Source organism: Ruegeria sp. H7, assembly GCF_056532945.1.
The window spans coordinates 312,949-339,644 of record NZ_JBQFNZ010000003.1 but is presented as its reverse complement, the minus strand read 5'-3'; the positions used below and the strand labels follow the sequence as shown (position 1 = coordinate 339,644).

At 60.9% G+C, this 26,696-nt stretch carries 26 protein-coding genes; 13 read left to right on the top strand and 13 right to left on the bottom strand.

The genetic code is table 11. From position 1 onward, the window contains the following. Positions 1 to 17: 17 nt before the first annotated feature. Positions 18 to 827, top strand: coding sequence for an SDR family oxidoreductase (locus ACR0AC_RS10495; protein ID WP_480873192.1), 810 nt, complete (start codon positions 18 to 20; stop codon positions 825 to 827). Between the two features lie 105 nt (positions 828 to 932). Here the strand turns inward: ACR0AC_RS10495 and ACR0AC_RS10490 are convergent, their stop codons facing one another. The 8 genes from ACR0AC_RS10490 to ACR0AC_RS10455 form a co-directional block, all read right to left on the bottom strand. Beyond that, positions 933 to 2,108, bottom strand: coding sequence for a S41 family peptidase (locus ACR0AC_RS10490; RefSeq protein ID WP_480873190.1), 1,176 nt, complete (start codon positions 2,106 to 2,108; stop codon positions 933 to 935). A 146-nt stretch (positions 2,109 to 2,254) separates the two neighbouring features. Next, on the bottom strand, positions 2,255 to 3,565 hold the full coding sequence (locus ACR0AC_RS10485; RefSeq protein ID WP_170631068.1) for a M16 family metallopeptidase: 1,311 nt from the start codon (positions 3,563 to 3,565) through the stop codon (positions 2,255 to 2,257). Next, positions 3,562 to 4,899, bottom strand: a complete 1,338-nt coding sequence (locus ACR0AC_RS10480; RefSeq protein WP_170623203.1) for a M16 family metallopeptidase — start codon at positions 4,897 to 4,899, stop codon at positions 3,562 to 3,564. The genes ACR0AC_RS10485 and ACR0AC_RS10480 overlap by 4 nt, the downstream gene beginning before the upstream one ends. A gap of 80 nt (positions 4,900 to 4,979) precedes the next feature. After that, positions 4,980 to 5,495 (bottom strand): DUF3035 domain-containing protein, encoded by a 516-nt coding sequence (locus tag ACR0AC_RS10475; protein WP_170453645.1) that lies wholly within the window; start codon positions 5,493 to 5,495, stop codon positions 4,980 to 4,982. 49 nt (positions 5,496 to 5,544) lie between these two features. Continuing rightward, the gene (lspA, locus tag ACR0AC_RS10470) at positions 5,545 to 6,021 is read right to left on the bottom strand and encodes a signal peptidase II (protein ID WP_480873188.1); all 477 of its coding nucleotides are present in this window, start codon (positions 6,019 to 6,021) and stop codon (positions 5,545 to 5,547) included. Beyond that, positions 6,021 to 7,610, bottom strand: a complete 1,590-nt coding sequence (gene purH, locus ACR0AC_RS10465) for a bifunctional phosphoribosylaminoimidazolecarboxamide formyltransferase/IMP cyclohydrolase (protein ID WP_480873186.1) — start codon at positions 7,608 to 7,610, stop codon at positions 6,021 to 6,023. Before purH ends, lspA begins: the two co-directional genes overlap by 1 nt. A gap of 22 nt (positions 7,611 to 7,632) precedes the next feature. Next, on the bottom strand, positions 7,633 to 9,372 hold the full coding sequence (locus tag ACR0AC_RS10460; RefSeq protein WP_480873184.1) for a heparinase II/III family protein: 1,740 nt from the start codon (positions 9,370 to 9,372) through the stop codon (positions 7,633 to 7,635). 90 nt (positions 9,373 to 9,462) lie between these two features. Beyond that, positions 9,463 to 10,719 carry an RsmB/NOP family class I SAM-dependent RNA methyltransferase gene (locus ACR0AC_RS10455; protein ID WP_480780712.1) on the bottom strand — a complete coding sequence of 419 codons (1,257 nt, stop codon included), beginning with the start codon at positions 10,717 to 10,719 and terminating at the stop codon, positions 9,463 to 9,465. Positions 10,720 to 10,808: 89 nt separating this feature from the next. Between ACR0AC_RS10455 and ACR0AC_RS10450 the strand changes: the two genes are divergently transcribed. Continuing rightward, the gene (locus tag ACR0AC_RS10450) at positions 10,809 to 10,985 is read left to right on the top strand and encodes a DUF1674 domain-containing protein (RefSeq protein WP_170453640.1); all 177 of its coding nucleotides are present in this window, start codon (positions 10,809 to 10,811) and stop codon (positions 10,983 to 10,985) included. An 18-nt stretch (positions 10,986 to 11,003) separates the two neighbouring features. Here the strand turns inward: ACR0AC_RS10450 and ACR0AC_RS10445 are convergent, their stop codons facing one another. After that, complete coding sequence (locus ACR0AC_RS10445) at positions 11,004 to 11,858, bottom strand: LysR family transcriptional regulator (protein ID WP_170453639.1); 855 nt, start codon at positions 11,856 to 11,858, stop codon at positions 11,004 to 11,006. Between the two features lie 97 nt (positions 11,859 to 11,955). On the opposite strand from ACR0AC_RS10445, the gene tmpA reads away from it, so the two are divergent. Genes tmpA through ACR0AC_RS10430 form a run of 3 tightly spaced genes read left to right on the top strand, consistent with a single transcriptional unit; the run spans position 11,956 to position 14,344 of the window. Then, on the top strand, positions 11,956 to 13,092 hold the full coding sequence (tmpA, locus tag ACR0AC_RS10440; RefSeq protein WP_170453638.1) for a 2-trimethylaminoethylphosphonate dioxygenase: 1,137 nt from the start codon (positions 11,956 to 11,958) through the stop codon (positions 13,090 to 13,092). Next, the gene (gene tmpB, locus ACR0AC_RS10435) at positions 13,089 to 13,679 is read left to right on the top strand and encodes a (R)-1-hydroxy-2-trimethylaminoethylphosphonate oxygenase (protein WP_480626588.1); all 591 of its coding nucleotides are present in this window, start codon (positions 13,089 to 13,091) and stop codon (positions 13,677 to 13,679) included. The genes tmpA and tmpB overlap by 4 nt, the downstream gene beginning before the upstream one ends. Beyond that, entirely contained in the window at positions 13,676 to 14,344 is a 669-nt protein-coding gene (locus ACR0AC_RS10430) for an ureidoglycolate lyase (protein ID WP_480873181.1), read from the top strand. Before tmpB ends, ACR0AC_RS10430 begins: the two co-directional genes overlap by 4 nt. Here the strand turns inward: ACR0AC_RS10430 and ACR0AC_RS10425 are convergent. Both ACR0AC_RS10425 and dapB read right to left on the bottom strand, forming a co-directional pair. Next, positions 14,331 to 14,969, bottom strand: a complete 639-nt coding sequence (locus ACR0AC_RS10425) for a DUF2306 domain-containing protein (protein ID WP_480583918.1) — start codon at positions 14,967 to 14,969, stop codon at positions 14,331 to 14,333. The two genes, ACR0AC_RS10430 and ACR0AC_RS10425, sit on opposite strands and share 14 nt — an antisense overlap. 84 nt (positions 14,970 to 15,053) lie before the next feature. Further along, a complete protein-coding gene (dapB, locus tag ACR0AC_RS10420; protein ID WP_170453634.1) occupies positions 15,054 to 15,863 on the bottom strand; it encodes a 4-hydroxy-tetrahydrodipicolinate reductase in 810 nt (269 codons plus the stop codon). A gap of 91 nt (positions 15,864 to 15,954) precedes the next feature. Between dapB and rbfA the strand changes: the two genes are divergently transcribed. The 7 genes from rbfA to ACR0AC_RS10385 all read left to right on the top strand — a co-directional run bounded on the left by rbfA (position 15,955) and on the right by ACR0AC_RS10385 (position 21,440). Next, a complete protein-coding gene (rbfA, locus tag ACR0AC_RS10415; RefSeq protein WP_170453633.1) occupies positions 15,955 to 16,350 on the top strand; it encodes a 30S ribosome-binding factor RbfA in 396 nt (131 codons plus the stop codon). Next, positions 16,347 to 17,090 carry a phosphodiester glycosidase family protein gene (locus tag ACR0AC_RS10410; RefSeq protein ID WP_480583829.1) on the top strand — a complete coding sequence of 248 codons (744 nt, stop codon included), beginning with the start codon at positions 16,347 to 16,349 and terminating at the stop codon, positions 17,088 to 17,090. Before rbfA ends, ACR0AC_RS10410 begins: the two co-directional genes overlap by 4 nt. Before the next feature lie 54 nt (positions 17,091 to 17,144). Beyond that, complete coding sequence (gene truB / locus ACR0AC_RS10405; RefSeq protein ID WP_480583826.1) at positions 17,145 to 18,050, top strand: tRNA pseudouridine(55) synthase TruB; 906 nt, start codon at positions 17,145 to 17,147, stop codon at positions 18,048 to 18,050. Positions 18,051 to 18,071: 21 nt separating this feature from the next. Further along, positions 18,072 to 18,575, top strand: coding sequence for a DUF1643 domain-containing protein (locus tag ACR0AC_RS10400; protein WP_170623226.1), 504 nt, complete (start codon positions 18,072 to 18,074; stop codon positions 18,573 to 18,575). 95 nt (positions 18,576 to 18,670) lie between these two features. Further along, on the top strand, positions 18,671 to 19,693 hold the full coding sequence (locus tag ACR0AC_RS10395; RefSeq protein ID WP_170631117.1) for a calcium-binding protein: 1,023 nt from the start codon (positions 18,671 to 18,673) through the stop codon (positions 19,691 to 19,693). Between the two features lie 143 nt (positions 19,694 to 19,836). Further along, a complete protein-coding gene (gene rpsO / locus ACR0AC_RS10390) occupies positions 19,837 to 20,106 on the top strand; it encodes a 30S ribosomal protein S15 (RefSeq protein WP_170453629.1) in 270 nt (89 codons plus the stop codon). A 242-nt stretch (positions 20,107 to 20,348) separates the two neighbouring features. After that, entirely contained in the window at positions 20,349 to 21,440 is a 1,092-nt protein-coding gene (locus tag ACR0AC_RS10385; RefSeq protein WP_480873178.1) for a Hint domain-containing protein, read from the top strand. A 65-nt stretch (positions 21,441 to 21,505) separates the two neighbouring features. Here the strand turns inward: ACR0AC_RS10385 and ACR0AC_RS10380 are convergent, their stop codons facing one another. Together ACR0AC_RS10380 and ACR0AC_RS10375 are read right to left on the bottom strand one after the other, a co-directional pair. Beyond that, a complete protein-coding gene (locus tag ACR0AC_RS10380; RefSeq protein WP_170623230.1) occupies positions 21,506 to 23,107 on the bottom strand; it encodes a BCCT family transporter in 1,602 nt (533 codons plus the stop codon). Positions 23,108 to 23,309: 202 nt separating this feature from the next. After that, complete coding sequence (locus ACR0AC_RS10375) at positions 23,310 to 24,068, bottom strand: DUF3299 domain-containing protein (protein WP_170623232.1); 759 nt, start codon at positions 24,066 to 24,068, stop codon at positions 23,310 to 23,312. 284 nt (positions 24,069 to 24,352) lie between these two features. Here ACR0AC_RS10375 and pnp point away from each other — a divergent pair, with 284 nt between their 5' ends. Beyond that, the gene (pnp, locus tag ACR0AC_RS10370; protein ID WP_480873176.1) at positions 24,353 to 26,503 is read left to right on the top strand and encodes a polyribonucleotide nucleotidyltransferase; all 2,151 of its coding nucleotides are present in this window, start codon (positions 24,353 to 24,355) and stop codon (positions 26,501 to 26,503) included. Positions 26,504 to 26,696 lie beyond the last annotated feature (193 nt).

Genomic DNA, 26,696 nt, shown 5'->3' with positions numbered 1-26,696 from the left:
CATCACGGGAGGCCCATTTGGATTTTTCAGGACAAACCGTCATCGTCATCGGCGGCACCAGCGGCATCAACCGAGGCATTGCCGAGGCGTTTGCCGCCTCGGGGGCCAAGCTGGCCGTCGCCAGCCGGTCTCAGGAGAAGGTGGACGATACTGTTGCCGCATTGAAAGAGGTCGGTGCGGCGGGTGCCATCGGCGCGGCCTTTGACGTGCGCGACCCGGATGCGGTGGCCGAGGGGTTGAAACAGTTCCACGAGGCGTTCAGGGATTTCGACGTTCTGATCTCAGGCGCGGCGGGCAACTTCCCGGCGCTGGCCTCTGAAATGTCGGTCAATGCGTTCAAAACCGTGATCGATATCGACCTGATGGGCACGATCCATGTGATGAAAGGGGCCTATCCCTACCTCAAGCGCCCCGGCGCGAGCATCATCAATATCTCGGCCCCGCAATCCTATCTGCCGTATGAGGGCCAGTCGCATGTTTGCGCCGCCAAGGCAGGGGTCGATCAGATCACCCGCACCTTGTCGATGGAATGGGGGATCGAGGGCATCCGTGTGAACTCGGTCGTACCGGGCTTTATCGAAGGCACCGAAGGCGCCAAACGCCTGACGCCATCGGACGGCGCACATGAAGAGATCCGCAAAGATGTGCCGCTGGGCCGCTGGGGTCAGCCGCAGGATGTGGCCAACGCGTGCCTGTTCCTCAGCTCGGACATGGCCAGCTATATCAGCGGCACGGTTCTGGCCGTTGATGGCGCACTGTATCAGCGCGGCTCGGGCAAGTTCGGGCAGATGATGGGCGACATGCTGCGTAGCATGAAAAAGGGCTGAACCCCTTACAAGACGCGCAGCAACGTCCAAAGTAACCCGAGGCGCAACGCTCTTACAAAACGGAGCAGCCTCGCAGAAATCTGCGGGGGGCTTTCTGCGGTTCGCCTAATTGCTTACGCTTTTGAGAACTTGTTGATGGAACGCGCCTTGTGCATCCACATCAGTAGGTCTTACCACCCATTCCCTATCCAATTTCAGTGCTCCTGCGGGTACGATTTGCCGCGCGATCTCGGGCGGTGTGGTGTCGTCATACGTTCCGTTCTGCCAGTCGTGAAAGGCTGAAGAGTATCGCACGACCGCCTCGCTGGTCGGCAACTCCAGCATCCCGCCCTCGGCAAAGAATACCAACCCATCGCCCATTTCTTCCCCAATGAGTTTGAGCCTGTTTCCCAAACGATGTTTGAGGATGGCAACAAACACGATCGCGGCAGAGAACGTGAATTTGTCGACAAGCACAACGACCTGCTTGCTTGCGCTTTGCGAGATTGCGTCGATCAACGGCATCGTCAGAAGAAAATTGCCGCCAGTGTTTCCGCGAACGTCAATTAAGAGTGTTTTGTTTGAGCAGGCACCTACGCGGTCCGCTGCATCTGAAATGGCTTCAGGCAGATCACGTTCGCCCGGATCAAAGAAACTTGGCAACAGAATTGAAAGCCCAAGTTCGTGCCAGTCCTTTATGTTCACAAAGGTTTCGGGTTCCCATGCCGGATCAGCCCTGCCATGCTCGTTTCTCGGGTAGAGCGTTGATGCAGGAACCCTGGACCCGTTCTCTAGTTTGACATCGGTTATCTGCCCATTCTCGTCCTGCACGCGATACTCGGTCGTATCGTCCTCTGAGGCAAAACCCAAGCGAGCCAGAGCATAAGGCCACGCAAGAAGGATCGATCCGATGACCCGTTTCCTTTGGCGCGTTCCCGCCAGAAAACGTCTTGAGGCGGCTTCGATTTGCCCCAATGATGCGCCGTTGACGGCAATCAACTCTCCTCGTGGCGCGGGTGTTTCTGGTGTTGCACCAACCAAATGGTAGCCCGTCCCGACGCTTACAAACCTCAGCGGAAGCACCGAGATGGCATCGTTTGGAATCAACCGCGTGTGCCCGTTGTCGGGAAGCGCCAAAAGGCGCATCGCGGAAAACAGAAAATCCTCTTTGGACCCCTCCAATGCGTTTCGTCGGGTTTCACTGATGCAGTTATCTATTACTGATTGGTCGATCCGCCAAAAGCTGGGATCGGTCGGCAGGGCAGTTTCCAATATTTGCGCAAAGTCTTGCGTCAGCGACATACGTCACGGTGCGCAGAACTGATGGACGATGTCCAGACTGGGCCCTGCTCTGACACCAAGATCCAGCAGGTTTGGCGGACCGCAGAGCCGCTGCCCCTTAAACAGCAACACTTCCGGTAGGAAACCGGGTCCGGGTCATCCCTGACTCAATTTGTGGTATCCAAACCCACTGGTTTTCCCACCACGGTGAAATGCAGGCCCTCGGGGTCCAGCAGTTCGCTGGCGACGCGGTTCACATCCTCAAGCGTCACGGCGTTTACCTTGTCGTTGCGGGTGGCGATGTAGTCGATGGGTAGGCCCTGCATCTGCATCCCGACCATGATCCCGGCGATTTGGCCATTGCCATCAAAGCGCAGCGGATAGGCGCCGGTCAGATAGGTCTTGGCGTCGTCCAGTTCCTTCTGGGTCACGCCCTCGTCCGCGGCGCGGGCCCATTCAGCGCGGATCACCTCGACCGCTTCGGCAATACGGTCATTGGCCGAAGACACCGATCCAAGATAGACCGAGGCCAGATCCTTGGGCACCAGATAGGTTGCCACCCCATAGGTCAGACCCCGCTTTTCACGCACCTCCTGCATCAGGCGGCTTTCGAAGCCGCCGCCGCCCAGAATGTGGTTCAGAATAAAGGCGGGGAAGAAATCCGGGTCGTCGCGATCCATGCCTTCATGGCCAAACAGGGCCACGGATTGCGGCGTGTCGAACTCGACCACGCTGATCCCGCCCTCGATCGTCACATCGGCCTTGCCGGGGATCGGCTTTCCGGTGTCCGGCAGATCGGCCAGCAGATTGTCCAGCAGCGCACCCAATTCCTCGGCTGTGATGTCTCCGACCGCGCCGACATACAGACGGTCCTTGGCGAAGACATTGCCATAGGCCTCGACCACATCATCACGGGTCAGGGCCGAGACGCTTTCGATGGTGCCCTTCCCTTCGGACCCATAGGGATGATCGCCATAGGCCATGGCAGAGAAATTGCGGCCCGCAATGTCATTGGGGTCGGTCGCGTCCGACCGCAGCCCCGACACAATCTGCGCTTTGACCCGATCCACCGCGTCCTGATCAAACCGGGGCTCGTGGATGGTGGTCCGCAACAGATCCGTCACCTCATCCCGGTTTTCGGTCAGAAACCGGGCCGAGATCGAAACGCTGTCATCCGAGGCGTTGTAGCTGAACGATGCGGCCAGAGCCTCCAATTCACGCGCATAGGAGCGCGAATCCATGTCTCCCGCACCTTCTTCAATCAGCCCACTCATCAGGTACACGGCCCCGCGCTTGTCGGGGTCGTCCAGCGATGTCCCGCCGCGAAAGCGCAGTTCCAGCGCTGTAAAGGGGATCGAATGATCCTCGACCAGCCAGGCGGTGATGCCCCCGGGCGAGGTGACCTCTTTGATCTCGATCTCGGCCCAGGCCGGTACAGCGAATAAAAGCGCGATCAGGGGGGCAAAAAACCGTTTCATTGCGTCACCTCATCTTCGCGCATCAGCCAGCCGGTGACCGATGCCTCGCGTTGCAACACGTCGCGCGCGGCGGCGATGATCTCATCGCCCGTCACCGCTTGCAGAATATCGGGCCAGGCCTGCACGTCCTCGACCGTCAGACCACTGGTCAGGGCCCGACCATAGCGGTTGCCGATGCCGTCCACATTGTCGCGCGCATAGATCTGGGACGCGCGCAGCTGCATCTTGATCCGGTCCAGATCCTCTTCGTTCACGCCCTCGGCGATGAAATCGGCCACGGCCTGATCCATGGCATCCTCGGCCTCTTGCAAGGACACGCCTTCGGCTGGAACCACCAGCAGATCAAAGGTCGTGTCATCCAGCGAAACCCCGCGGTAGAACGACCCGGCATAGACGGCGATCTGCTGATCCAGTTGCAGCTTTTCATTCAGGTAAGAGGTTGTGCTGCCCCCCAAGAGTTCCGCCAGCAGGAACAGGGCCGCTGCCGTTTCCTGCGCGCCCGGATCGCGTTCAGGGGCCAGATAGCTGCGCTGCACATAAGGCTGCGCCACGCGCGGGTCCTTGAAGGTCAGGCGGCGTTCGGCGGTGTGCGGTGGTTCTTGCGACCGTACCCGTTCGGGCAGGTCCGGATTGGCCGGGATCACGCCATAGTACTTTTCGGCCAGCGCCCGTACCTCATCCGAATCCACATCCCCGGTCACGACCAGAATGGCGTTGTTGGGCGCATAATGGGTTTCGTAGAAGGACAGCGCGTCCTCCATATCCAGCGTCTCCATCTCGTGTTTCCAGCCGATGATCGGTACGCCGTAGCGGTGGTTCAGGTACTGGGCCGCGTTCATCTGCTCGCCGAACAGGGCGCGCGGATTGTTCTCGGTGCGCTGGTTGCGTTCTTCCAAAATCACGTCGCGCTCGGTCAGGATGTCATTTTCCGACAGGCGGATATTGCGCATCCGGTCCGCCTCCATCCGCATCATCAGTTCAAGCCGGTCGGCGGCGACGCGCTGGAAATAGGCGGTATAGTCATACGAGGTGAAGGCGTTGTCATTGCCGCCATTGGCCGCCACGGTGGCCGAAAACTCACCCGGGGCCAGCGTGTCCGTGCCCTTAAACAGCAGATGTTCCAGAAAATGCGCAACACCGGACGAGCCGACGGGTTCATCGGCAGACCCCGCGCGATACCAGACCATATGTTGCACGACCGGGGCGCGGTGATCTTCGATCACCACGACGTCCATGCCGTTGTCCAGCGTGAAGGTTGTAACCGCCTCTTCCTCGTCAGCAAAAAGGGGCGTCGCGGCGATCAGGGCAGCCGACAGGGCAAGGGCCCGAACCATGGAGCATCCTCCGTTTCGTTATCCGACTAAAACTACGGTGGTGCGCGGCAGGTTCAAGGGAGATGACAGAAAGTTAAGAATTATTCATCCGGCGGTGACGACGGTGTCTCAAACCCTGCGCGGCGGGCGGCTTCGGTTTCAGCCTGCGGGTTGATCGACTGCCGCTCATAGACCTGTGCGTAACGATCCACAGGGAACAGGCGCAGGCCGGTCCAACGGCCGCGGCGTTTACGGAACGCATCATCTTCGGCCTGAACCACCTGACGCGTATCTGGCGGCACACCGTAACGGCCCGATGCAGCCACCAGCGCGGCATCAGACGAAGGAACCGCCCCGTTCGGGTTCAGCGCGCCAGCGTTTCCGCCCAGCGCCGCAACCACATCAGCCTGCGGGTTCGGATCGGTCAGGTTGCCCCCACCCGGAGTGGGCGCAGGCAGGAACGCATAATCCTGTGGCTGTGTCAGCGGTTTGACCGGCAGGACCGAGAATTCATCGGGCCCCTGCCCCGGCGGTTCCAGCGTGCGCAAACCAGAGTTCGAGCACGCCGCAACAGCGACGGCAAAGATCAAAGCAATTGGGGCGCGCGACAACCGCATCAGAGTCTCCAGCCTGTTTGGGCCGTTTTATCGCATATCCTTGGGCGCGTCACGAGGGCTTTTTTCCATCGAACAAAACCAGCCCGATCGCGCCCGCAAAGACGAAAACATCCGCCAGATTAAAGACATAGGGGTTGTTGATGCCGCAACACGACATGTTCAGGAAATCGAGAACAAAGCCATACAGCACCCGATCCACCACATTCCCCAAGGCCCCGCCGATCAACAGACCGCCGCAGATCAGCATCAGTTTCGACGGTGTGGTACGCCGCAGCCAGACAAAAACGGCAACACAAATGGCAATCGAAATGCCGATCAAAACCCAGCGCGCGGCATCGGAATCGCCCTGAAACAGGCCGAAATTGATGCCGCGGTTTTCGCCGTATTTGAACACCACCAAGGGCGGCAGCACATCGATACCGCCGGGCTGTTCCGCCACGCGCATGACACGAACGACCAGAAACTTGCTGATCTGGTCGATCACGATGGCCAAAAACGCGGCCCAGTAGAACAGCCGATACGACATCAGTGACGGAAATGCCGCATGCCGGTGAAGACCATGGCCAGACCGGCCTCATCCGCCGCCGCGATTACCTCATCATCCCGCATCGAGCCGCCGGGTTGGATGACGCAGGTTGCACCTGCCTCGGCGGCTTCCATCAGACCGTCGGGAAAGGGGAAGAACGCATCCGAGGCCACGGCGGAGCCGATGGTCAGTGGCTGTGGCAGGCCCAGCGCGTCGGCCATGCGCTCGGCCTTTTTGGCCGCAATCAGCGCCGAGTCGACGCGGCTCATCTGGCCTGCGCCAACACCCACGGTCGCGCCGTCCTTGACGTAGACGATGGCGTTGGACTTGACGTGTTTCGCCACTTTCCACGCAAACAGCAGGTCGCGCATCTGGTCCTCGGTCGGAGCTTTCTTGGTCACCACCTTCAGGTCATCCATGCCGATAAAGCCGTTATCCTTGTCCTGCACCAGCAAACCACCGGCCACCTGACGCACGGTCTTGCCGCCGGTGGTCACATCCGGCAGCGCCTCGGTCGTCAGCAGGCGCAGGTTTTTCTTGGCGGCAAAGATCGCCTTGGCCTCGTCCGAGGCACCGGGGGCGATCACAACCTCGGTGAAGATGCCGGTGATTTCCTGCGCGGTTTCGGCATCCAGCGGCTGGTTCAGCGCCACGATACCGCCAAAGGCCGAGGTGCGGTCGCAATCGAAGGCCGATTTATAAGCGTCCAGCAGGGTCGCGCCTTTGGCAACGCCGCAGGGGTTGGCGTGTTTGATGATGGCACAGGCTGCGCCTTGGGTAGGGTCGAACTCGGCCACCAGCTCAAAGGCCGCGTCGGTGTCGTTGATATTGTTGTAGCTCAGTTCTTTGCCCTGATGCTGCACGGCGGTCGCCACGCCGGGGCGGTTCGTGCCGTCAGTGTAGAACGCCGCCTGCTGGTGACTATTCTCGCCATAGCGCAGGGTCTGTTTCAACTCACCGGCAAAGGCGCGGCGGCGCGGAGCCTCGGCAGCCAGCGCATCGGCCATCCAGTTCGACACGGCCGCGTCATAGGCGGCGGTGCGGGCATAGGCCGTCTGCGCCAGATTTTGCCGGAAGGCGTAAGAGGTCTGACCGTCATTCACCTCCAACTCGGCCAGCAGGGCATCATAGTCCTGCACATCCACCACCACATTGACGAAAGCGTGGTTTTTCGAGGCCGCGCGGATCATCGCCGGGCCACCGATATCGATATTCTCGATGCAGGTGTCGTAATCGGCACCTTTGGCCACGGTGGCCTCGAACGGGTAGAGGTTCACCACCAGCAAGTCGATCGCGCCGATATCGTGCTCGTTCATCGCCGCCACATGGCCGTCATTGTCCCGCAGCGCCAGCAGGCCCCCATGCACCATCGGGTGCAGGGTTTTCACGCGGCCATCCATCATCTCGGGGAAACCGGTGATCTCGCTCACGTCCTTCACGTCCAACCCCGCATCGCGCAGCGCCTTGGCGGTGCCGCCGGTCGATAGCAGTTCAACCCCGCGCTCGGCCAGTGCCTTTCCCAGATCAATCAGACCGGTCTTGTCGGATACGGAAAGCAGCGCGCGGCGCACGGGGTGAAGGTCGGTCATGGGTCCAAAGGTCCTTTTGGCGTCAGTCAAACTCGGGCTCGTCCCGGTGAATGTCACGCACGGCATAGGCAGTATCCTGCGCCTTGCTCAACGTCCACTGGATGCGCGTCGCATACTCCATTGCGCGGCCAGATAGAACGATCTGTTTTGTCGCGCGTGGCTTCAGGCGGCCTTTTTCAAGGTAAACGCTTGGCTCGACAGACAATTTTCCAACGCCATCGTGGCGGAACACCCAGATCTCACCGCTTTTGAGCGCCATCGACACCGCCGCACCGCCCAGATCAATGGCCGCATCGACGTCCGGGTGCAGGTGAAAACGGATGTCAAACCCGATACCCGAAAGGCCGGATGCGTCCAGCGCCCTGTCAAACTGCCGCTTGGCTTTGTCGGTTGCGGTCAGCAGAATATCTTCGCCAGTCAGTTCTCGCCCGTCAAAACGCAGCTCGTATGTGCGGGCATGGGTCAGACCGAAGGTTTTGGCATAGCCGTCATGCCCGGCCATAAAGCGAATACCTTCGAATGCGTCTTCGAACTCAACCGGAACCTCGCGTGGGGCGTCCACCAGCGCCTGATGCTCGCTATCTGGTGTCGGCTTGGCCAATCTTGCGCTGGAATAACCGTCCAGACACAGCGTCGAATGGGACGGGGTCGCCCGACCCGCCCGCCGCCAGTCCAGCCCGAAACTGGCCCCGGACCCGCAATTCACGATCAAAGGGCGACGGCCCGAGGTCACCTCAAACGCCAGTGTCGAGGCATGGGCGTTCAGTGACGCGGCCCCTGTCGGCGGAGAGCTTGCATCGACAATCACAGTCGTCCGCGCGGCGGACAGCCTTGCATAGCCCATCGGCAATTCGGTCGCGGCCTTATGCTTGACCCCGCTTTGCGCCAGCGCCTGTTCCAGCCGACCTTCGACCCCACGCCCGCCGCCGTGGAACCGGGCCAGCGCCCCGTCCGCGTGGCGCAAGCTGCGCAGCGTGGGGGCGATCCGCTTGATGGCATTGGCCTGCGCCACCGGCGTGCCCCGCCCCACATCGTTCAGCGCGGCCGAGGTCCAGCTGAGCAGAGTGAACACCTCAAGCAATTCCTCCGGGTTGCGGGTGGGAATGCCGCCCTGGGCGTCCACCTGACGTTCACATTCGCGGGCCAAAGCACGCAGGGCCGGATCGGCCATTGCCTCAAGCCCTTCCAGCGCCAGTCCGGATTGCACCAGACCGGCCAGCGCCTCGAACCGTGGCAGGCCCGGCGTGGCGGCCTGCCAGCGTTTCGACAGGAACCAGGTTTGTTGCGCAAGGGATCGGAAGAACAGCTTGCTGTGCTTGTCATCAACGCCGCGTAACAGAAAGATCGCGTGGTTGATCCAGCGCATGACCCGCCGCCCGGTCAGGTCCGGCACCCATCCCGGACCATGGCCACGCCCATGCGCCTCGATCCAGCCCCAGACCCAGCGCTGCGCCTTTTCCCGCGCCCGCATGTCACCGACAGCAGCCAGATCGTCCAGCCATGCAAAACCGTGGCGCTCATCGTCAAATCCCACGCTGGGGGCTGCGACCTCCCACAAGCCGGTATCCTGTGCCTCGACCAGATAACCGGCGAACAGCAGGTTCCCGGCGACCAGTTGGCGGCCTCGGGCGAAGGACCCGACAGTGCGTGGTTCGGGCTGCGATACAAACCCCGTGACCGCCTTTTGCCGCTGGCTCAGGCGCGCGTAAAAACGGTTCTGAAACCGCATCCACCGGCTGGTCATGGTGTCCGTTTCTGACATGACGCGTGTTTCTCTGCCCCTTGCGCTCTGCTGGCGCTTGAGACCCAACGATAGACCGTGCCGATCGTCAAGTCATCGAAAAGCGTGTGCTCAGGCGGATTTGGTGAGGCAGGCGATATAGAACCCGTCCATACCACCAAGATCAGGCCAGTAATCGGGGCGCAGACGCAGGCCACCTTCTTCGGTGATCCAGTCCGGCTCGACCCCGTCGATGTTCAGCGCGTCGCGGTTTACGGACATGTCCGGGAACATATCCCGCGCCTCTTCGACCTGCACCTCGCCTTCGTCGGGCAGCAGCGAACAGGTGCAATAGACCAGCCGCCCGCCGGGTTTCAGCAGGGTCCAGGCATGAGCCAGCATCCGGGCCTGCAATTCGATCAGCCCTCCGAACTCGGAACCGTCCTTGGCAAAGGGCAGGTCGGGGTGGCGGCGGATGGTGCCGGTGGCGGAGCAGGGCGCGTCCAGCAGGATGGCGTCATATTGCCCCTGATGATCCAGCGCGTCGCCTGCGATGACATTTGCCTTCAGGCCGGTCCGCGCAAGGTTTTCGCGGACGCGTTCCAGCCGTCCTTCCGAGATATCCAGTGCCGTGACCTCGGCCCCTGCAGCGGCCAGTTGCTGCGTCTTGCCGCCCGGTGCGGCGCAGAGGTCCAGAATTTTCTCACCGGCATTGGGTGCCAAAACGAGCACCGGAAGGGCTGCTGCTGCATCCTGAACCCACCAATCGCCCGTGTCGAACCCCGGCAGGGCCGACACCTGCCCCGCATCCCGCACTCGCATCGACCCCGTTGGCAGAGCGTCACCGGGTCCGCTCGCACCGGGTTTCAGCGACAAGTCCAGCGGCGCACCGGCAAAATGGGCCTGTTCCATGCCCGCAACGGCCTCGGCCCCCCAGGCCATAACCAGCGGGTCGCGCAGCCATTCCGGCAAACGCGGCACCCGCATCTTCGGCCAGGCCTCCGGGCCTTCGGCGGCGACTTTGCGCAGCACCGCGTTGACCAGACCCTTGAGGCGCCCATGCTTGCGCGACCGGCCCACAATCTCGACCATGGAATTGACCACGCCATGCGCGGCCTCACCGTGACACAGCTCAACCGCGCCCAAACGCAATGCGTTGTGAACGGTCAGGGCAGGCGTCCGGTTTAGGTGATTGTCCAGCAGCCGGTCCGCACGCTCCAACCCGCGCAGGGTTTCCAGCGTCAGGCGCTGCGCCCGCGCGCGATCCTCGGGGTCCAGCCGGTCCAGCGCACCTGCGGCCAGACATTCGGACAGCAGCCGCCCCTCTCCCAGAATCTGATCCAGCAGATAGATCGCGCTGCGTCGCGCTGCCGTTGCGTTGTCGGACATGAAACCGCCTTTGATGTGACCCTCGCCCGCATTGCCAAGGGCGGACGGGGGCGTATATCAAGCCCCTGCACGGAAAGGAACCCGATGTCATGAGTGACGACCGCAAAGACCTGCCCCCCGCCGCCCAGCGCGCACTGGCCGAGGCCGAGGAACGCCGCAAACAGGCCGAGGCAAAAGAGTTGCCCAAGGAATTGGGCGGGCGCGATGGCCCCGACCCGGCCCGCTATGGCGATTGGGAGAAAAAGGGCATCGCCATAGATTTCTAGAGTCAGGACCCTAGGCGCTCAACCCCGTAGCGCCTGAAGAAAATCACCAATCAGGGCGCGTTGTTTTTTCGATTTGGCCCGGTCCTCGGGCCATGTCAGACAATAGCCATCTTTGGTCTGCAACTCGGGCAAATCCAGCCTGCGCAGCCGTCCCGCCTGCAAATCCGCTTGCGCAAGAGGCACCGAGCCCAGCACCACGCCCATCCCCTGACGGGCTGCGGAAAGGGCATGTTCCATCGAATCGAAACTGATCTGTGACGGGGGCAATTCCGCCGGATCCGTCTTCCGCGCCCAGTCGCGCCAACCGGGCCGTTCGCCGCGCAGATCAATCAGCGGTACGCCCCAGCCGATACCGGGCGCGGCCATCGGCACCAGCACCTCAGGCGCGATCAACTCCGCATCCCGCCCCGGCCACGCCCCGCGACCATAGCGGATTTGCAGCCATGTCCGTTCCTCATCCAACGAGGATCGACGCGCCACGGAATCGGTCATCACCCGCACCTTGGGTTGCATATCCTGAAACCGAGGCAGCGCAGGCAGGACCAGCGCATGGATGTTCGAGGCCAGCCCGGCCACCCGCAATTCACGCGGAGATTTGCCGAACAGATCCTCGGTATTGCGTTCCAGCGCCTGCAAACTGTCCTGCACCAACGGCAGATAGCTTTCGCCTTCCACCGTCAGCGACACACCCCTCGCCTCGCGCACGAACAGGGTCCGGCCCAGCCACGCTTCAAGATTGCCGATCCGCTGGCTGACTGCCGCCTGAGTCAGGCCGAACTCTTTCGCCGCTGCCGAGAAGCCGCCCAGCCGCCCGGCGGCCTCGAACACGCGCAGCCAGTCCAGCGGGGGCAATCCGATCTTTTTCTTAGCCATAAGTTTTTCCAAGCCTCAGCCGAAAGAAGGATTAATTGTCGTAATGCCACGAGGCGCGTATTTCCTCAACTAAAGCCGCGCTGAACAGGAGATCCCCATGCTGCGCACCGCCACCCATGACACCTCGGTCGTGACTGTCGCGTTCGACACCGGCACCACGGCCCGTTTCCACGCCATCTGGCTGCGCGACAACGCGCTGGACTCTGAAACCCGCGCGCCGGGCAATGGCCAGCGCCTGATTACCATCGGTGATATTCCCGCCGACATTTCGGTCAGCGCCGCCGAAGTCGCCAATGGCGATCTGACCGTGACGTTCCAGCCCGAAGACAAAACCGTCACCTTCCCCGCCATCTGGCTGGCCGATCACAGCTATGACCGCGCCCATGCGCAAGACATCGGCCGCACCGCTCCCGGCATCACCACCTGGGAACGCGGCATAGCCGCGCCCAGCGGCGATTGGGATCAGGTCCACGCCAACCCCGAAGCCAAGCGCGGCTGGCTGGCCGCCGTCGCGGAATACGGTTTCGCCAAGCTGACCGGCGGCCCGACCCAGCCGGAATCGCTGCTGAAAGTGGCCGATCTTTTCGGCTATGTGCGCGAGACCAACTATGGCCCCTATTTCGAGGTCCGGACTGAGGTGAACCCGACCAACCTCGCCTATACCGGGCTGGGTTTGCAGGCGCATACCGACAACCCATACCGCGACCCGGTGCCGACGCTGCAAATACTCTATTGTCTTGAGAACTCAGCCGAAGGTGGCGATTCCATCGTCGTCGACGGCTTCCGCGCCGCCGAAAAGCTGCGTGAACAGAACCCCGAAGGTTTTGCCCTGCTGGCAGGCTATCCCGCCCGGTTCGAATACAAGGGCTCGGACGGCGTCTGCCTGCGCTCGCGCCGCCCGATGATCGAGTTGTCGCCGGATGGGGAACTGATCGCCATCCGCTTCAACAACCGCTCATCCGCGCCGTTCGTGGACATCCCGTTTGACCAGATGGAGGCCTATTACGCCGCCTATCGCCAATTGGGCGAGATCATCGACGATCCGGCCATGGGCGTGTCGTTCAAGCTGGAACCGGGCGAAAGCTTTATCGTCGATAACACCCGCGTCCTGCACGCGCGTCTGGGCTATTCCGGCACAGGCTCGCGCTGGTTGCAGGGCTGCTACGCCGACAAGGACGGGTTGCTGTCCACACTGGCAGCGATGGAGATGGCACAGCCGGAGGCCGCGGAATGAAACCGGATTTTTCGACCCTGAACCGGGACAATATCGTGGCCTTCATCGGTGACATCTTCGAGCGTCGCGGTGGTGAGGAATATCTGGGCGAACCCGTCACCATGGCCGAACACATGCTGCAAGGTGCCACCATCGCCGAGCAGAACGGCCAGCCCGAGGAAATCATCGTCGGCGCGCTGCTGCATGATATTGGTCATTTCACCTCGGAATTCGGCACCTATCACCCCGACGACACCGAAGACCGCCATCACGAGGACGCGGGGGCCGAGGTGCTGGAGCAGTTCTTCCCCTCGGTCATCACCGATTGCTGTCGCTATCACGTGGCGGCCAAACGCTATCTCTGCGCCACCAAACCCGAATATTTCAACCGCCTGTCTGCCGCCTCGGTCCATACGCTGGAATTGCAGGGCGGCCCGATGAGCGCCGAGGAAGTCGCCGCATTCGAGGCCAACCCGAACCTGAAGGAAATCATTCAGGTGCGCTATCTGGACGAGGCCGGCAAACGCGCCGATATGGAAACGCCCGATTTCGCCCATTTCGCGCCGATGGTGCAGCGGATGGTCGACAGGCATCTGGGGTCGGCATGAGCGCGCCGGAATATATTTTCGAGGCCAGTTCCAAACCCTCGTTGCCGTGGCATGAGGTGCCGCTAATCCGCGCGACGGATGAGACGGTCAAAGGATATGGCTGTCTGGTCGATGACCCCGACACGTTCGAAATCGAGATCACCCGCTGGCCGCAGCAAGGCTGGCGGCCCATCGACGAGGGCACCGGTGACGAAGGCGGCTGGGTCGAGGGCACCTTTCGCGGCGACTGGCAGGGCGATGTACTGTACGGCGAAAACGAGGCGGTGAACGGTCACTATGTCCTCGGCTGGTCCGCCGATCCGCAACAGGCACAGTCAGACCGCCAAACCGTGCCCCGCGATCAGGTCTTGCTGTGGCATATGAACTATCATCCCGATGGCGGGCAGATGTTCTGGCCGCTGGACAACAAACCCTTCATCGTCCCCGCCGCCCTGCCCGGAGACAAGCTGACGCCCGACAAGGTGGTGGCGTTCTGGTGCGACGGCTCGCGCGGGCTCTATATCCACCCCGGCATCTGGCACGAGGGGATTTTCCCGGTCGAAGACCACCAGCGGTTCCTCGACCGACAGGGACGGGTTCATGCCCGCGTCAGTGCAGATATCGGGAAAGAGTTCGGCGTCTATCTGGCCTGCCCCTTGCGGGCGGATAAGATCAGGGATGTGTGACCAGCACTCCTTCATGGCCCGAACGCTTACGCATGATCCATATCTGAACGATCAGCAGATAGGGTACAAAGAACGCAAAGTTCTGCACCAGATCGAAAGGGCCCGAGAAATCGGGCTCTGACCCAATCCCTCCGGTCAGCAGATACCAAAGCGTATAATGCACCCGGTAGAGCCACGACCCCAGCGCCAGCCAGAACAGTCGTAATCCCCAGGCCCAATGGCCCGCGCGATCCCGAATGATCGCCATGCGCGCCAACATCAGCGCCGAGGTAAACAGGCACAGGCCGTACAAGAAAAAGCCCGCGGACATATCCGGGCCGCCGATTGTTCCGCGCAAGGGGATATAGGTCATCCCGGCCAGCCCGGTGATCAGAGCCAGCGCAATCAGCATCGTCCCCAATGCACGGTGAAACCCATTGAACCTCTGCCGAAGGGGGCGGATCAATTGCAAGGGCACCAGCGTCACCAACACCGTTCCGGCAAAGATATGCAGAATCATCGCCGCGTTTCCGACGCTCTGACCGTCCGCAAACAAATAGCTTTGCGCGGGCGCATTGTGCGACAGCCCAAGGCCGATCATTCCGAACCCATGCACCACAAACGGCAGCAGCGTCAGATAGAACACTGCCAACAACAATCCGATTGCCAAACGAGATTTCAGGATCCGCATAAGCAGACCTTAGCGCCTTAGGGCGATCCGTCTATGGGCCTACAACCCCAACACATCCACCATGTCATACTGACCCGGCGCTTTGCCCTGCCCCCACAGCGCCGCCTTCAGCGCGCCGCGGGCAAAGATGGCGCGGTCCGAGGCCAGATGGCGCAAGACGATGCGCTCTCCGGGTGCGGCGAACAGGACGTCGTGTTCGCCAACCACATCTCCGCCGCGAATGGCGTGAAAGCCGATATCGCCGCGTTTGCGCGCGCCGGTGATGCCGTCGCGGCCCCGGTCGGACACATCGTTCAGCTTGACGCCGCGCCCCTCGGCGGCGGCCTCGCCTAACATCAGCGCGGTGCCCGAAGGCGCATCGACCTTGTGGTGGTGATGGCCTTCTATGATCTCGATGTCGAAATCCTCATCCAGCGCAGCGGCGACCTTTTTGGTCAGTTGCATCAACAGGTTGACGCCAAGGCTCATGTTGCCCGCCCGCACGATGACCGCATGGCGCGAGGCCGGTTCCAGCGCCGCGATCTGTTCGTCTGTCATGCCGGTGGTGCCGATCACATGCACGCAACGCGCCTGTGCGGCCAGTGCGGCAAAATCCAGCGTCGCCTCGGGCGCGGTGAAATCGATCACGGCCTGCGCCTGCGCGAATGCCTCCAGAGGGTCGTCCGTTACAGTCACGCCCAATGCCTGACCGCCCATCGCTTCACCGACGTCCTGACCGATCCAGTCGTGGCCTTTACGCTCGACCACACCGACCAGACGCGCCTGATCGCTATCAGACACGGTCTTGATCAGCATCTGCCCCATACGGCCCGAAGCCCCTGTGATGACGATCCCCGGAATATGGGTCATTGCGCTGGTCCTTTTCGCTAAGTCGGCTCAAAGCCTCCTACCCCGTTCGCGCCTGCTTGGCAAAGCCCTGCTTTGCGCTTAGATCGGGAATATGGCAAAGAACAAATTCCACGATGGCCCCGGCCCGTCCCAACGGCAACTGCGTGTCGGCGAACTGATCCGCCGCACCCTGTCCGAGGTTCTGGCGCGCGGAGATGTCCACGACCCCGACCTGAACCGCATGTCGATCACAGTGGGTGAGGTGCGCACCTCGCCCGATCTGAAGATCGCCACCGCCTATGTGCTGCCCCTTGGCGGCAAGGGGCAGGAGGACGTGATTGAACTGCTGGCCCGCAACAAAGGTGAACTGCGGCGCGTGATTGGCAAGAAACTGAACCTGAAATTCTCGCCCGATCTGCGGTTCCGTCTGGATGATACATTTGACCGTCTGGACGATACCCGCCGCATGTTCGAACAGGACGCGGTGCGCCGCGATCTGGACGAGTGATCCGTACCCTTGTCACGTTGGGCGCTGCCATGTGGGCGGCGCAGGCGGGCGCGGTGACCTGCGAAAAGCTGACCCATGAGGACAAGCGGTATACCGTCTGCGAAGTGGACACCGCCAATGAAGACCTGCGCCTGTTTCTGAATGATGAAAACGGCGCGGTGCTGGGGCATTTTTCATCCGTGAACGAAGCGCTTGCGCCCAGCGGTAAGCAACTGGCCTTTGCGATGAACGCGGGCATGTACCACGACGACCGCTCGCCCGTCGGGCATTATGTCGAAGAGGGACACGAGCAAATGCGCGTGATCCCGAATGCAGGCCCCGGCAATTTCGGCCTGTTGCCCAACGGCGTATTCTGCATCCGTGACGGTCGCGCCGATGTGTATGAGACATTGACCTATGTCGATCAGGCCCCCGATTGCCGGTTCGCCACCCAGTCCGGCCCGATGCTGGTGATCGACGGAGAACTGCATCCGCGTTTCCTGCCCGATTCGACCTCGCTCTATGTGCGCAACGGGGTGGGCACCAGCGCCGATGGAACGCAGGCGGTGTTTGCGATCTCGGAGGATTACGTGACCTTTCACGAGTTCGGCAGCCTGTTTCGGGATGTGATCGGCACCCCGAATGCGCTGTTCTTCGATGGCAATATCTCGCGCATGTATGATCGGGCGGGCGGGCGTTCGGATCTGGGGTTCTCGCTGGGGCCAATTGTGGGTGTGGTGGAAGATACGCCCACAAATTGACAGCGGCAAAACGATCCGCTAACCCGCGCGCCTCAGCAAAAGGCAAGGTGCAAGATGGGACGCAAACGCAAGGGCCGCGACATTTCCGGTTGGCTGGTGGTGGACAAGCCTGCGGGCATGACCTCGACATCCGTAGTCAACAAGGTGCGTTGGGCGATGGATGCCAAAAAGGCGGGCCATGCGGGCACGCTGGACCCCGAGGCAACCGGCGTTCTGGCCGTGGCTTTGGGTGAGGCGACCAAGACCGTTCCTTACATCACCGACGCCTTGAAAGCCTACACCTTCACCGTGCGTCTGGGTCAGGCCACCAATACCGACGATGCCGAAGGCGAGGTGATTGCGGAAAGCGATGCACGCCCCTCGGATGACGATATCAAACAGGCGCTGGCTCCGTTTCTGGGCGACATCATGCAGGTGCCGCCCAAGTTCTCAGCCGTGAAGATCGACGGACAGCGCGCCTATAAGCTGGCCCGCGATGGCGAGGATGTGGAACTGTCTGCCCGGCCCCTGTGGGTCGAGGAACTGGTGGTGGTCGACCGCCCCGACGAAGACCACGTGGTGCTTGAGATGACCTGCGGCAAAGGCGGCTATGTCCGCTCGATCGCGCGCGATCTGGGTGCAGCGTTGGGATGTTACGGCCACGTCAAGGAACTCCGCCGCATCTGGTCCGGCCCGTTCGAGGCCGAAGACGGCCTGTCCATCGAACAGATCGACGAGATGGCCAAGACCGAGGCACTGGACGAGTACCTGCATCCGCTGGAAACCGGCCTGTCGGACCTGCCCGAGCTGAAATGCACCCCCGAGGGTGCCACCCGCCTGCGCAACGGCAATCCGGGCATGGTGCTGGCGTCGGACGTGGAATATGGCGACGAAGCCTGGGCCTCGCTCGATGGCAAGGCCGTGGCCGTGGGCATCTACAAATCCGGCGAATTGCATCCCAGCCGGGTGTTCGTCGCCTGAACGCTGTGCTAGCCGAAAGACATGATCACACGCACCCATACCAAGGGCGACGCGCCCTCGACCGCCATCTATTCGGATTGCGAGAAGTATCGCTATAGCCTGACCCGCGTTTGGAATGCGGCGGGGCGCAAGGCGCTGTTTGTGATGCTGAACCCCTCAACCGCGACCGAGGTGCAGAACGACCCAACGGTGGAACGCTGCGAACGCCGCGCGCGGGCGCTGGGGTTCGGGGCGTTTCAGGTGACAAATATCTTTGCCTGGCGCGACACCGACCCGCGCAAGATGCGCGCCGCTGCCGATCCGGTGGGGCCCGAGAATGACGCCGCGATTCTGGACGGCGTACAATGGGCCGATCAGGTGATCGCCGCCTGGGGCACCCATGGCGCGCATCTGGAACGCGGCCCGGCGGTGGAAACCCTATTGCGCGGCTCAGGCCAGCCTCTGTTTCATCTGGGGCTGACAAAGGACGGGCACCCCAAACACCCGCTTTATATCGCATACACCCAGCAGCCCGAGGCGTGGTGACAAAGGGTTAACCACGGACTCAGGCTTGCTTTGACCAAACCGGGAGCCGGATGGGATAGTTCAACCTCGGAGCAGTGTGCTTTCGGAGGGTTCCCATGTTTCTGGCCGGATTGCTTGGATTGGCCGCCGTCGGCGGCGCGGCTTACGCCATGAGCGACGTGTTCGCGACCGAAGAGGAACCCGAAGACGACGAACCGATAAACGACACGCCCGAGGAACCAACCGAAGGCGAATTTCTGGATATTGGCGAGAACGTTGAAGAACCTGAAACACCCGAGGGTCCGGAGATCTCGACCGGCACCGTAATCTCCGAACATCTTGGTGATCTGGTGATCGCAGGCTCTGACGGTACAGATGAAATCACCGGGCAGGAGGGGGACGACCAGATCAACGGCTATGGCGGAGACGACATCATCAATGGCGGTTGCGGCGATGACGTTCTGCACGGGGGCGACGGTCAGGATGTGATGTCCGGCGGGCACGGATCGGACATTCTGCATGGCGAGGCGGACGACGACCTGCTGTCCGGAAATGCAGGAGACGACAAGCTGTATGGCCATTTCGGCGCCGATGAGCTGGACGGCGGCGAGGGCGCGGATGCGCTCTACGGTGGTCAGGGCGACGACAGGCTGGCAGGCGGCGCAGGCGATGACGCGCTGCACGGTGGATATGGCAATGACACACTATCCGGGGGCGAAGGCGAAGATGTGCTGTTTGGTGGTGATGGCGATGACGTGCTGTTTGGCGGCGAAGACGGCAATTCGCCCAGCACCGACTTTCTGAACGGTGGCACCGGCGACGACACGATCCTGGCCCAGGGCGGAGATGTGGCCAATGGCGGCCAGGGGGCCGACCAGATCATCCTCGACACCGAAGGGGATGACGAAGAGGTCACCGTCATGGGTTTCCAGCCCGGTGAGGACAAGTTGCTGATCACATGGGACGCCTCGGACGATCCCGACATTCAGATCCAGCAGGACGAAGAGAACACCAACCTGACCCGCGTTGTCATCGACGGGCAGGAGGTTGCGCATCTTTACGGGGCCGACGGGATGACCAGCGACGACATCCGATTGATTACCGAAGCCCAGCTGGCCAAGTACGGGCAGACGCACTAGCCTCGCAGAATCCCTTTGCCATTGGCAGAAAAAGCGCCTATACGCGCCCATCCGCATCGGAATCGGTGCGGGTTTCTCCATGGGCCTGTGCTGGACGACATCCCGGCCTGCGCCATCAACTCTAACCTTTAAAGGAGACCCCGATGTCGATCACTACTGCTGAAAAAGCACGCGTCATGAAAGAATTCGCAACCAAAGAAGGCGACACCGGTTCGCCTGAAGTTCAGGTTGCGATCCTGACCTCGCGCATCAACACCCTGACTGAGCACTTCAAGACCCACAAGAAAGACAACCACGGTCGTCGCGGTCTGCTGAAAATGGTTGCTCAGCGCCGTAAGCTGCTGGACTACCTGAAGGGCAAGGAAGAAGCGCGCTATCAGGACCTGATCAAAAAGCTGGGCATCCGCCGCTAAGCGTTTGCACGTCTCGTCCCAAGCACGAGGCCCGGTTCAAGAAAACGCAACGCCCGCCAACAGGTGGGCGTTGGTGCATTTGGGCAACCCTTTGCACACCGCAAATCGTCAAGAAATTGCCGATCAAGCGACAGGCTAATGACACGATCATCATTAGTAGTATTATAAATTTGGCAGTTGCGCTTAACCGGTCCTTAAGCGTGCGACTGCAAGTTGGGTAACAAGTTTTGTGAGTAGGCGCGATGGCGACACTGGATCAGGCCATATGGCTGGATGGTACGGGCACGGCCCAGGATGGCAGCACCGTTGTATCGGACGGGGCAAATTCTACAACGATCACGGCAGATTTCACCGGTGATTGGGTGAGCGACAACCCCGGAAATTCGGGCGCAGACATCAACTCCAACTTTGCGACCACTCCGAACACAGCGGATTTCAGCTTTTCAAACCCCGTAAACAATCTGTCGTTTGATCTTGGGGGGGTAAACGCCAGCGGGTCATTCAACGACGGGTATCAGATTCTGATTCTGGATGAAGACGGAAACCCAATCCCATTGTCCGAAATCACGATCACTCAAAGCGCCGGCGGGACGATCAACATCACCCAGGACGCCGCAGGCAACATTCTGATTGACCCGGATACCGCGATCCCCAACGTCCTGTCGTTTTCGACTGCTGGTCCGGTGTCTCAGATCATCATTACCTCGACCCCGTCGCCTGATGGCTCATCCACAGGTGGCTCGGGGATTGGCGACTTCTCGTTCGACGTTCCCCCGCCGCCACCCTGTTTTGCGCGTGGTACGATGATCGAAACCCCGGACGGGCCGGTTGCTGTGGAAGATCTTCAGGCCGGTGATCTGGTGGTCACCAAGGATAACGGTGCGCAGCCGGTCCGATGGATCGGATCACGCCGCGTTCCCGGCAAGGGCAATCGGGTGCCGGTGGTGTTTCAGGCCGGCACAATCGGCAATGACCGTGACCTGACGGTCTCGCAGAACCATCGCGTTTTGCTGTCCGGCTGGAAGGCCGAGATGCTGTTTGGCGAAACCGAATGTCTGGTTGCGGCGAAAAGCCTGATCAATGGCGAAACGATTTACCAACGGCCTTGCGCCGAGGTCGAATACTTCCACATCCTGTTTGACCGGCACGAGATCATTTTCAGCGACGGGGCCGCAACGGAAAGCTTTCTGCCCGGTACCGTTGGCCTGTGCAGTCTGGATCATGACCTGCGCTCGGAAATTCTGGACCTGTTCCCAGAGTTGGGGGCATCGGGCAGCAATTCCTACAGCCCGGCCAGACCCCTGTTGAAGTCTTTTGAGGCGGTTGCCCTCTGATCCGGTTGCGACAGACCAAAAGAAAACGCCCGCCGGTTGGCGGGCGTTTCTGTGTCTAAAGGTGCTTACATCTTGGCGTGCTCTGATTTCAGCGCCAACCACAGGCAGTAGCACATCATCAGCACCACCAGCGTGAATGGAATGCCCGTCGACACTGCCGCCCCTTGCAGCGCGGACAATCCGCCGCCCAGCAACAGTGCGATGGCCACCAGACCTTCCAGCGTGCACCAGAATACGCGCTGAACAACAGGCGCGTCCATCTTGCCACCCGCCGTGATCGTGTCGATCACCAGCGATCCCGAGTCGGACGAAGTGACAAAGAACACCACGATCAGGATCAGCGCGATTGGAGCCACGATGCCATAAAGCGGCAGTTCCTTCAGGAACCCGAACAGTGCGCCTTCGGGGGCGTAGCTGTCGATTACTGTGGCGCGGACACCTTCTGCGCCGCCCGCGTTCAGCATGTCGATCGCGGCACCGCCAAAGGTCGACATCCACAGCGCACAGACGGCCGTTGGAGCCAACAGCGCGCAGAGGATAAACTCACGCACCGTGCGACCCTTGGAGATGCGAGCAATGAACATGCCCACAAAGGGCGACCACGCGATCCACCAGGCCCAGTAGAAGGTCGTCCAGCCATGGAAGTAACTGGTGTCTTCGCGCCCGAACGGGTTCGACAAGGCCGGAAGGTGCGTCACGTAATCCACCATGACGTTGAAATAGCGCGCAATAGCTGTGCCAACACCGGTGACGACGATCACGAAGATGAAGAGGCCGACGGCCATGATCATATTGATCTCGCTCAGCCGTTTGACGCCCGCATCCATACCCATCAGGACCGAGCCCAGCGCGATCAGCGTGATACCGATGATCAGCAGGACAACCACAGTCGGGCTGGGTTCGATGCCAAACACCTCATTCAAACCCGCCGCAACCTGCTGCGCCCCAAGACCCAAAGAAGTGGTGAGGCCGAACAGTGTTGCGAACACCGCAAGCGTGTCGATGATGTGGCCCCACCAGCCCCAGACCCGCTCGCCCAGCAATGGGTAAAAGGCCGACCGCAGGGTCAGCGGCAGGTCCAGATTATAGGCAAAGATCGCAAGGCTCAGACCCACGGCGGCGTAAACCGCCCAGCCTTCAAGGCCCCAATGGTGGATCGTGCCCACGATGCCCGCGTATTCGTTACCCGGCACGGCAATGTCGATTCCTAAGGGCGCGGCGTTGCCGCCTTCGGCGAAGTTGTAATAGACCGGCTCCATCACGCCAAAGAACAGCAGACCGATGCCAATACCGGCGGCGAACATCATCGCGATCCAACCGGCATAGGAATAGTCAGGCTCGGCGTCCTTGCCGCCGATCCTCACCTTGCCGACAGGCAGAACGATCAGCACCAGACAGAACAGGGTGATTGCATCGACCGAGAGCACAAGGAACCAGTCAAACGTGCTGGTCAGCCAGGGCCGAAGCCAGCCAAAGAACGAGGCCGCGGCCTCCTGATTGGCCAATGCGATCAGGACGAACGCAAAGATCAGGATACTCGAGATCAGGAAGACCGGATTGTGTATGTCCAGACCGAATGGCCGGACGTTATCCTGCCCCAGCTCATATTCGGTTTCGAAGTCATAAATCCGGGGATCCGGATCAAGCATTTTCTTGGTTTCAGCCATTCGACTTTCCCTCAGTTTGCTACGTGCAAACGCCAAGGTATTCGGTCGAAGACGGCCTTATTTTTCTAGTCCCTTGGCGCGTTCCCGTCCTTGCGACCGCAGGTCTTGTGGGTCGAGCCTACACCCTCATCATAATATGGCAAAATTATTCTTTTTTCGGAATGTGTTGTTCAGGGCATCAAGGTAAAGGGCGCAAACCGGTTCAGGGGCCTTCGACAGGCCCGCCGGATTTCTGCCGAAGCGCCGCGCGCAAGCGATCATGCACCGTCAGGAACTCCTGAAAATGCTCCTCGCCGCTGCCCAAGGGTTCGGCGTTGTGGACATCCAAACGGAACGTGGCCCGCATCGGAACCTGCCCGTCGATCACAAACATCTCGTACTCCGTCGGCGCAATGGTCAATCGCCCGGTCAGGCGAACACGCTCATAATACAAGGTCGGGGCCCACTGGTCCGAAAGCCGGACACGGATCATCTGATTGGGCGGGGGTGGCGGCAGGTGGCTGCACATACCGGGCTGAGGCACCAGATAGGCCACACCATGCCCCTGTTCATCCGAAGGCGCGGGGATCACATAGCCGGTGATTGTGACAACCTGATCGTTGACCTTGGGGTTCCCGGCGGTATCAGCCATCTCGCGACGCTGAATCACCGCATCACGCTGGGACATGAGCCGGTCGATATCGATCTGATCGGCGGCCAGCGCCTGTTCCGTTTCGGACAAAAGCTCTTGCCATTTGTGTTGTTCGTCCGCGCTGCCGACATCCTGCTGCAAGCGCCCACGCAAGCGCAGCGCAAAGCGCAGGTCATCAAACTGCTCGGCGCTCAGCTCGCGAAACGGGTCTTCAAAGTCCTGCGCGGCAGGGTCCGGCAGATCAGACCACTCGACAGGTTGGGACGCCAGTGCCGCAAAACCCCACAGGGTCAGCAACGCGACGCTCAGCAACCGCAGGCAAAAGGTCATGGCATCCTCGGGTATGTGACATGTGTTACCATGTAAGCAATCCTGCGTGTTTTGCCACACACGGTTGTTCAGCAACGGTCACACTCCGGGCATGGCGGTCCACCGCCGCCTTGTGCGGTTTCGCTTTCCTTCCAACGTTTTCTCCTGTATGCGCGCGGGTATCTGAGACGTTGTGCCCTGACCCCGGCACTCGAATGGAAGATAAAGTGGGGTCGGCGGCAATGGGGCCGCCATGCAAACCGGAGACCCGCAGGGGCGGGAGTGCTCCGTTCTAGGATACGCATATGTTTGATGTAACAAAGAAATCGATTCAGTGGGGCGAAGAGACGCTGACACTGGAAACCGGCAAGGTTGCCCGTCAGGCTGACGGCAGCGTGATTGCCACGCTGGGCGAAACCAGCGTCATGGCGAACGTGACCTTTGCCCGTGCTCAAAAGCCCGGTCAGGATTTTTTCCCGCTGACCGTGCACTATCAGGAAAAATACTATGCCGCCGGTAAGGTTCCGGGTGGCTTCTTCAAGCGCGAAGCGCGCCCGACCGAGAAAGAGACGCTGACCGCGCGTCTGATCGACCGCCCGATCCGCCCGCTGTTCGTTGACGGCTTCAAAAACGAAGTTCTGGTGATGTGCACCGTGCTGAGCCACGATCTGGTCAACGACCCCGACATCGTTGCGATGATCGCTGCTTCGGCTGCCCTGACCATTTCCGGCGCGCCGTTCATGGGGCCGATCGCCGGTGCCCGCGTTGGTTTCGAAGATGGCGAATACGTTCTGAACCCGACCGTGGACGATATGCAGGACCTGCGCCTGAACCCTGAACAGCGTCTGGACCTGGTTGTTGCCGGTACCAAAGACGCCGTGATGATGGTGGAATCGGAAGCGTACGAACTGTCCGAGGCGGAAATGCTGGGTGCGGTTAACTTCGCGCATGAGCAGATTCAGCCCGTGATCGACCTGATCATCTCGCTGGCCGAAGAAGCCGCGAAAGAGCCGTTCGAATTCCAAGCGCCCGACTACTCGGAGCTGTCCGCCGCTGTTTCGGCTGCCGGTGAAGAGCAGATGCGCGCCGCCTTCGCAATCACCGACAAGCAAGAGCGCACCGCCGCTGTTGCCGCTGCCCGTGAAGCGATCAAAGAAGCGCTTACCGAAGAACAGCTGGAAGACGGCAACCTCGGTTCCGCAATGAAGAAGCTGGAAGCCGGCATTCTGCGCGGTGACGTTGTCAAAGGCGGCAAGCGTATTGACGGTCGTTCGACCACCGATATCCGTTCGATCGTTGCAGAAACCTCGATGCTGCCCCGTACACACGGTTCTGCCCTGTTCACCCGTGGTGAAACGCAGGCGCTGGCCGTGACCACGCTGGGCACCGGCGACGATGAGCAGTTCATCGACGCGCTGCATGGCAACTTCAAATCGAACTTCCTGCTGCATTACAACTTCCCTCCGTATTCGGTCGGTGAAGTTGGCCGCGTTGGTGGCCCGGGCCGTCGTGAGATCGGCCACGGCAAGCTGGCATGGCGCGCCCTGCAGGCGGTTCTGCCTGCGGCGACCGACTTCCCCTACACGATCCGCATCGTGTCGGAGATCACCGAATCCAACGGCTCGTCCTCGATGGCGTCGGTCTGCGGCGGTTCGCTGTCGATGATGGATGCGGGCGTTCCGCTGAAAGCACCGGTTGCCGGTGTGGCCATGGGTCTGATCCTGGAAGATGACGGCGAATACGCCATCCTGTCGGACATTCTGGGTGACGAAGACCACCTGGGCGACATGGACTTCAAAGTGGCTGGTACCGAAAACGGCATCACCTCGCTGCAGATGGACATCAAGGTTGCGGGCATCACGCCCGAGATCATGGAAAAAGCTCTGGCGCAAGCCAAGGACGGCCGGATGCACATTCTGGGTGAGATGGGCAAGGCGCTCTCCGAGACCAACGAGTTTTCGGTCCACGCTCCGCGCATCGAGACCATGAACATCCCGACCGACAAGATCCGTGAAGTGATCGGCTCGGGCGGCAAGGTCATCCGCGAAATCGTCGAGACCTCGGGTGCCAAGGTCGACATCAACGACGACGGCGTCATCAAGATCGCCTCGCCCGATGGGGAGTCGATCAAAAAGGCCTATGACATGATCTATTCAATCGTGGCCGAGCCGGAAGAGGGTCAGATCTACACCGGTAAAGTGGTCAAGATCGTCGACTTCGGTGCCTTCGTGAACTTCTTTGGCAAGCGCGACGGCCTGGTCCACGTGTCCCAGATCGAAAACCGCCGCCTGAACCATCCGTCGGATGTTCTGAAGGAAGGCCAGGAAGTAAAGGTCAAGCTGTTGGGCTTTGACGATCGCGGCAAGGTCCGCCTGTCGATGAAAGTGGTCGATCAGGAAACCGGCGAAGAGATCGTGCCCGAAAAGAAAGAAAAGAAAGAGGAAGGTGCAGAGTAAATCTGCTTCCCTATTCTAATGATGAAGGCCCCGGTGATCCACCGGGGCCTTTTTTATGCCACTCTGCCGCCCGTGGGCTTTGATATAGCCTGATCGAACGCATAAACCTTGGTCCAATTGCATCCAATTCAACCAAAGCCCAATCGAAACGATCCGGGCACCCTCCCAACTCCATTGCGTTGAAACGCGCAAA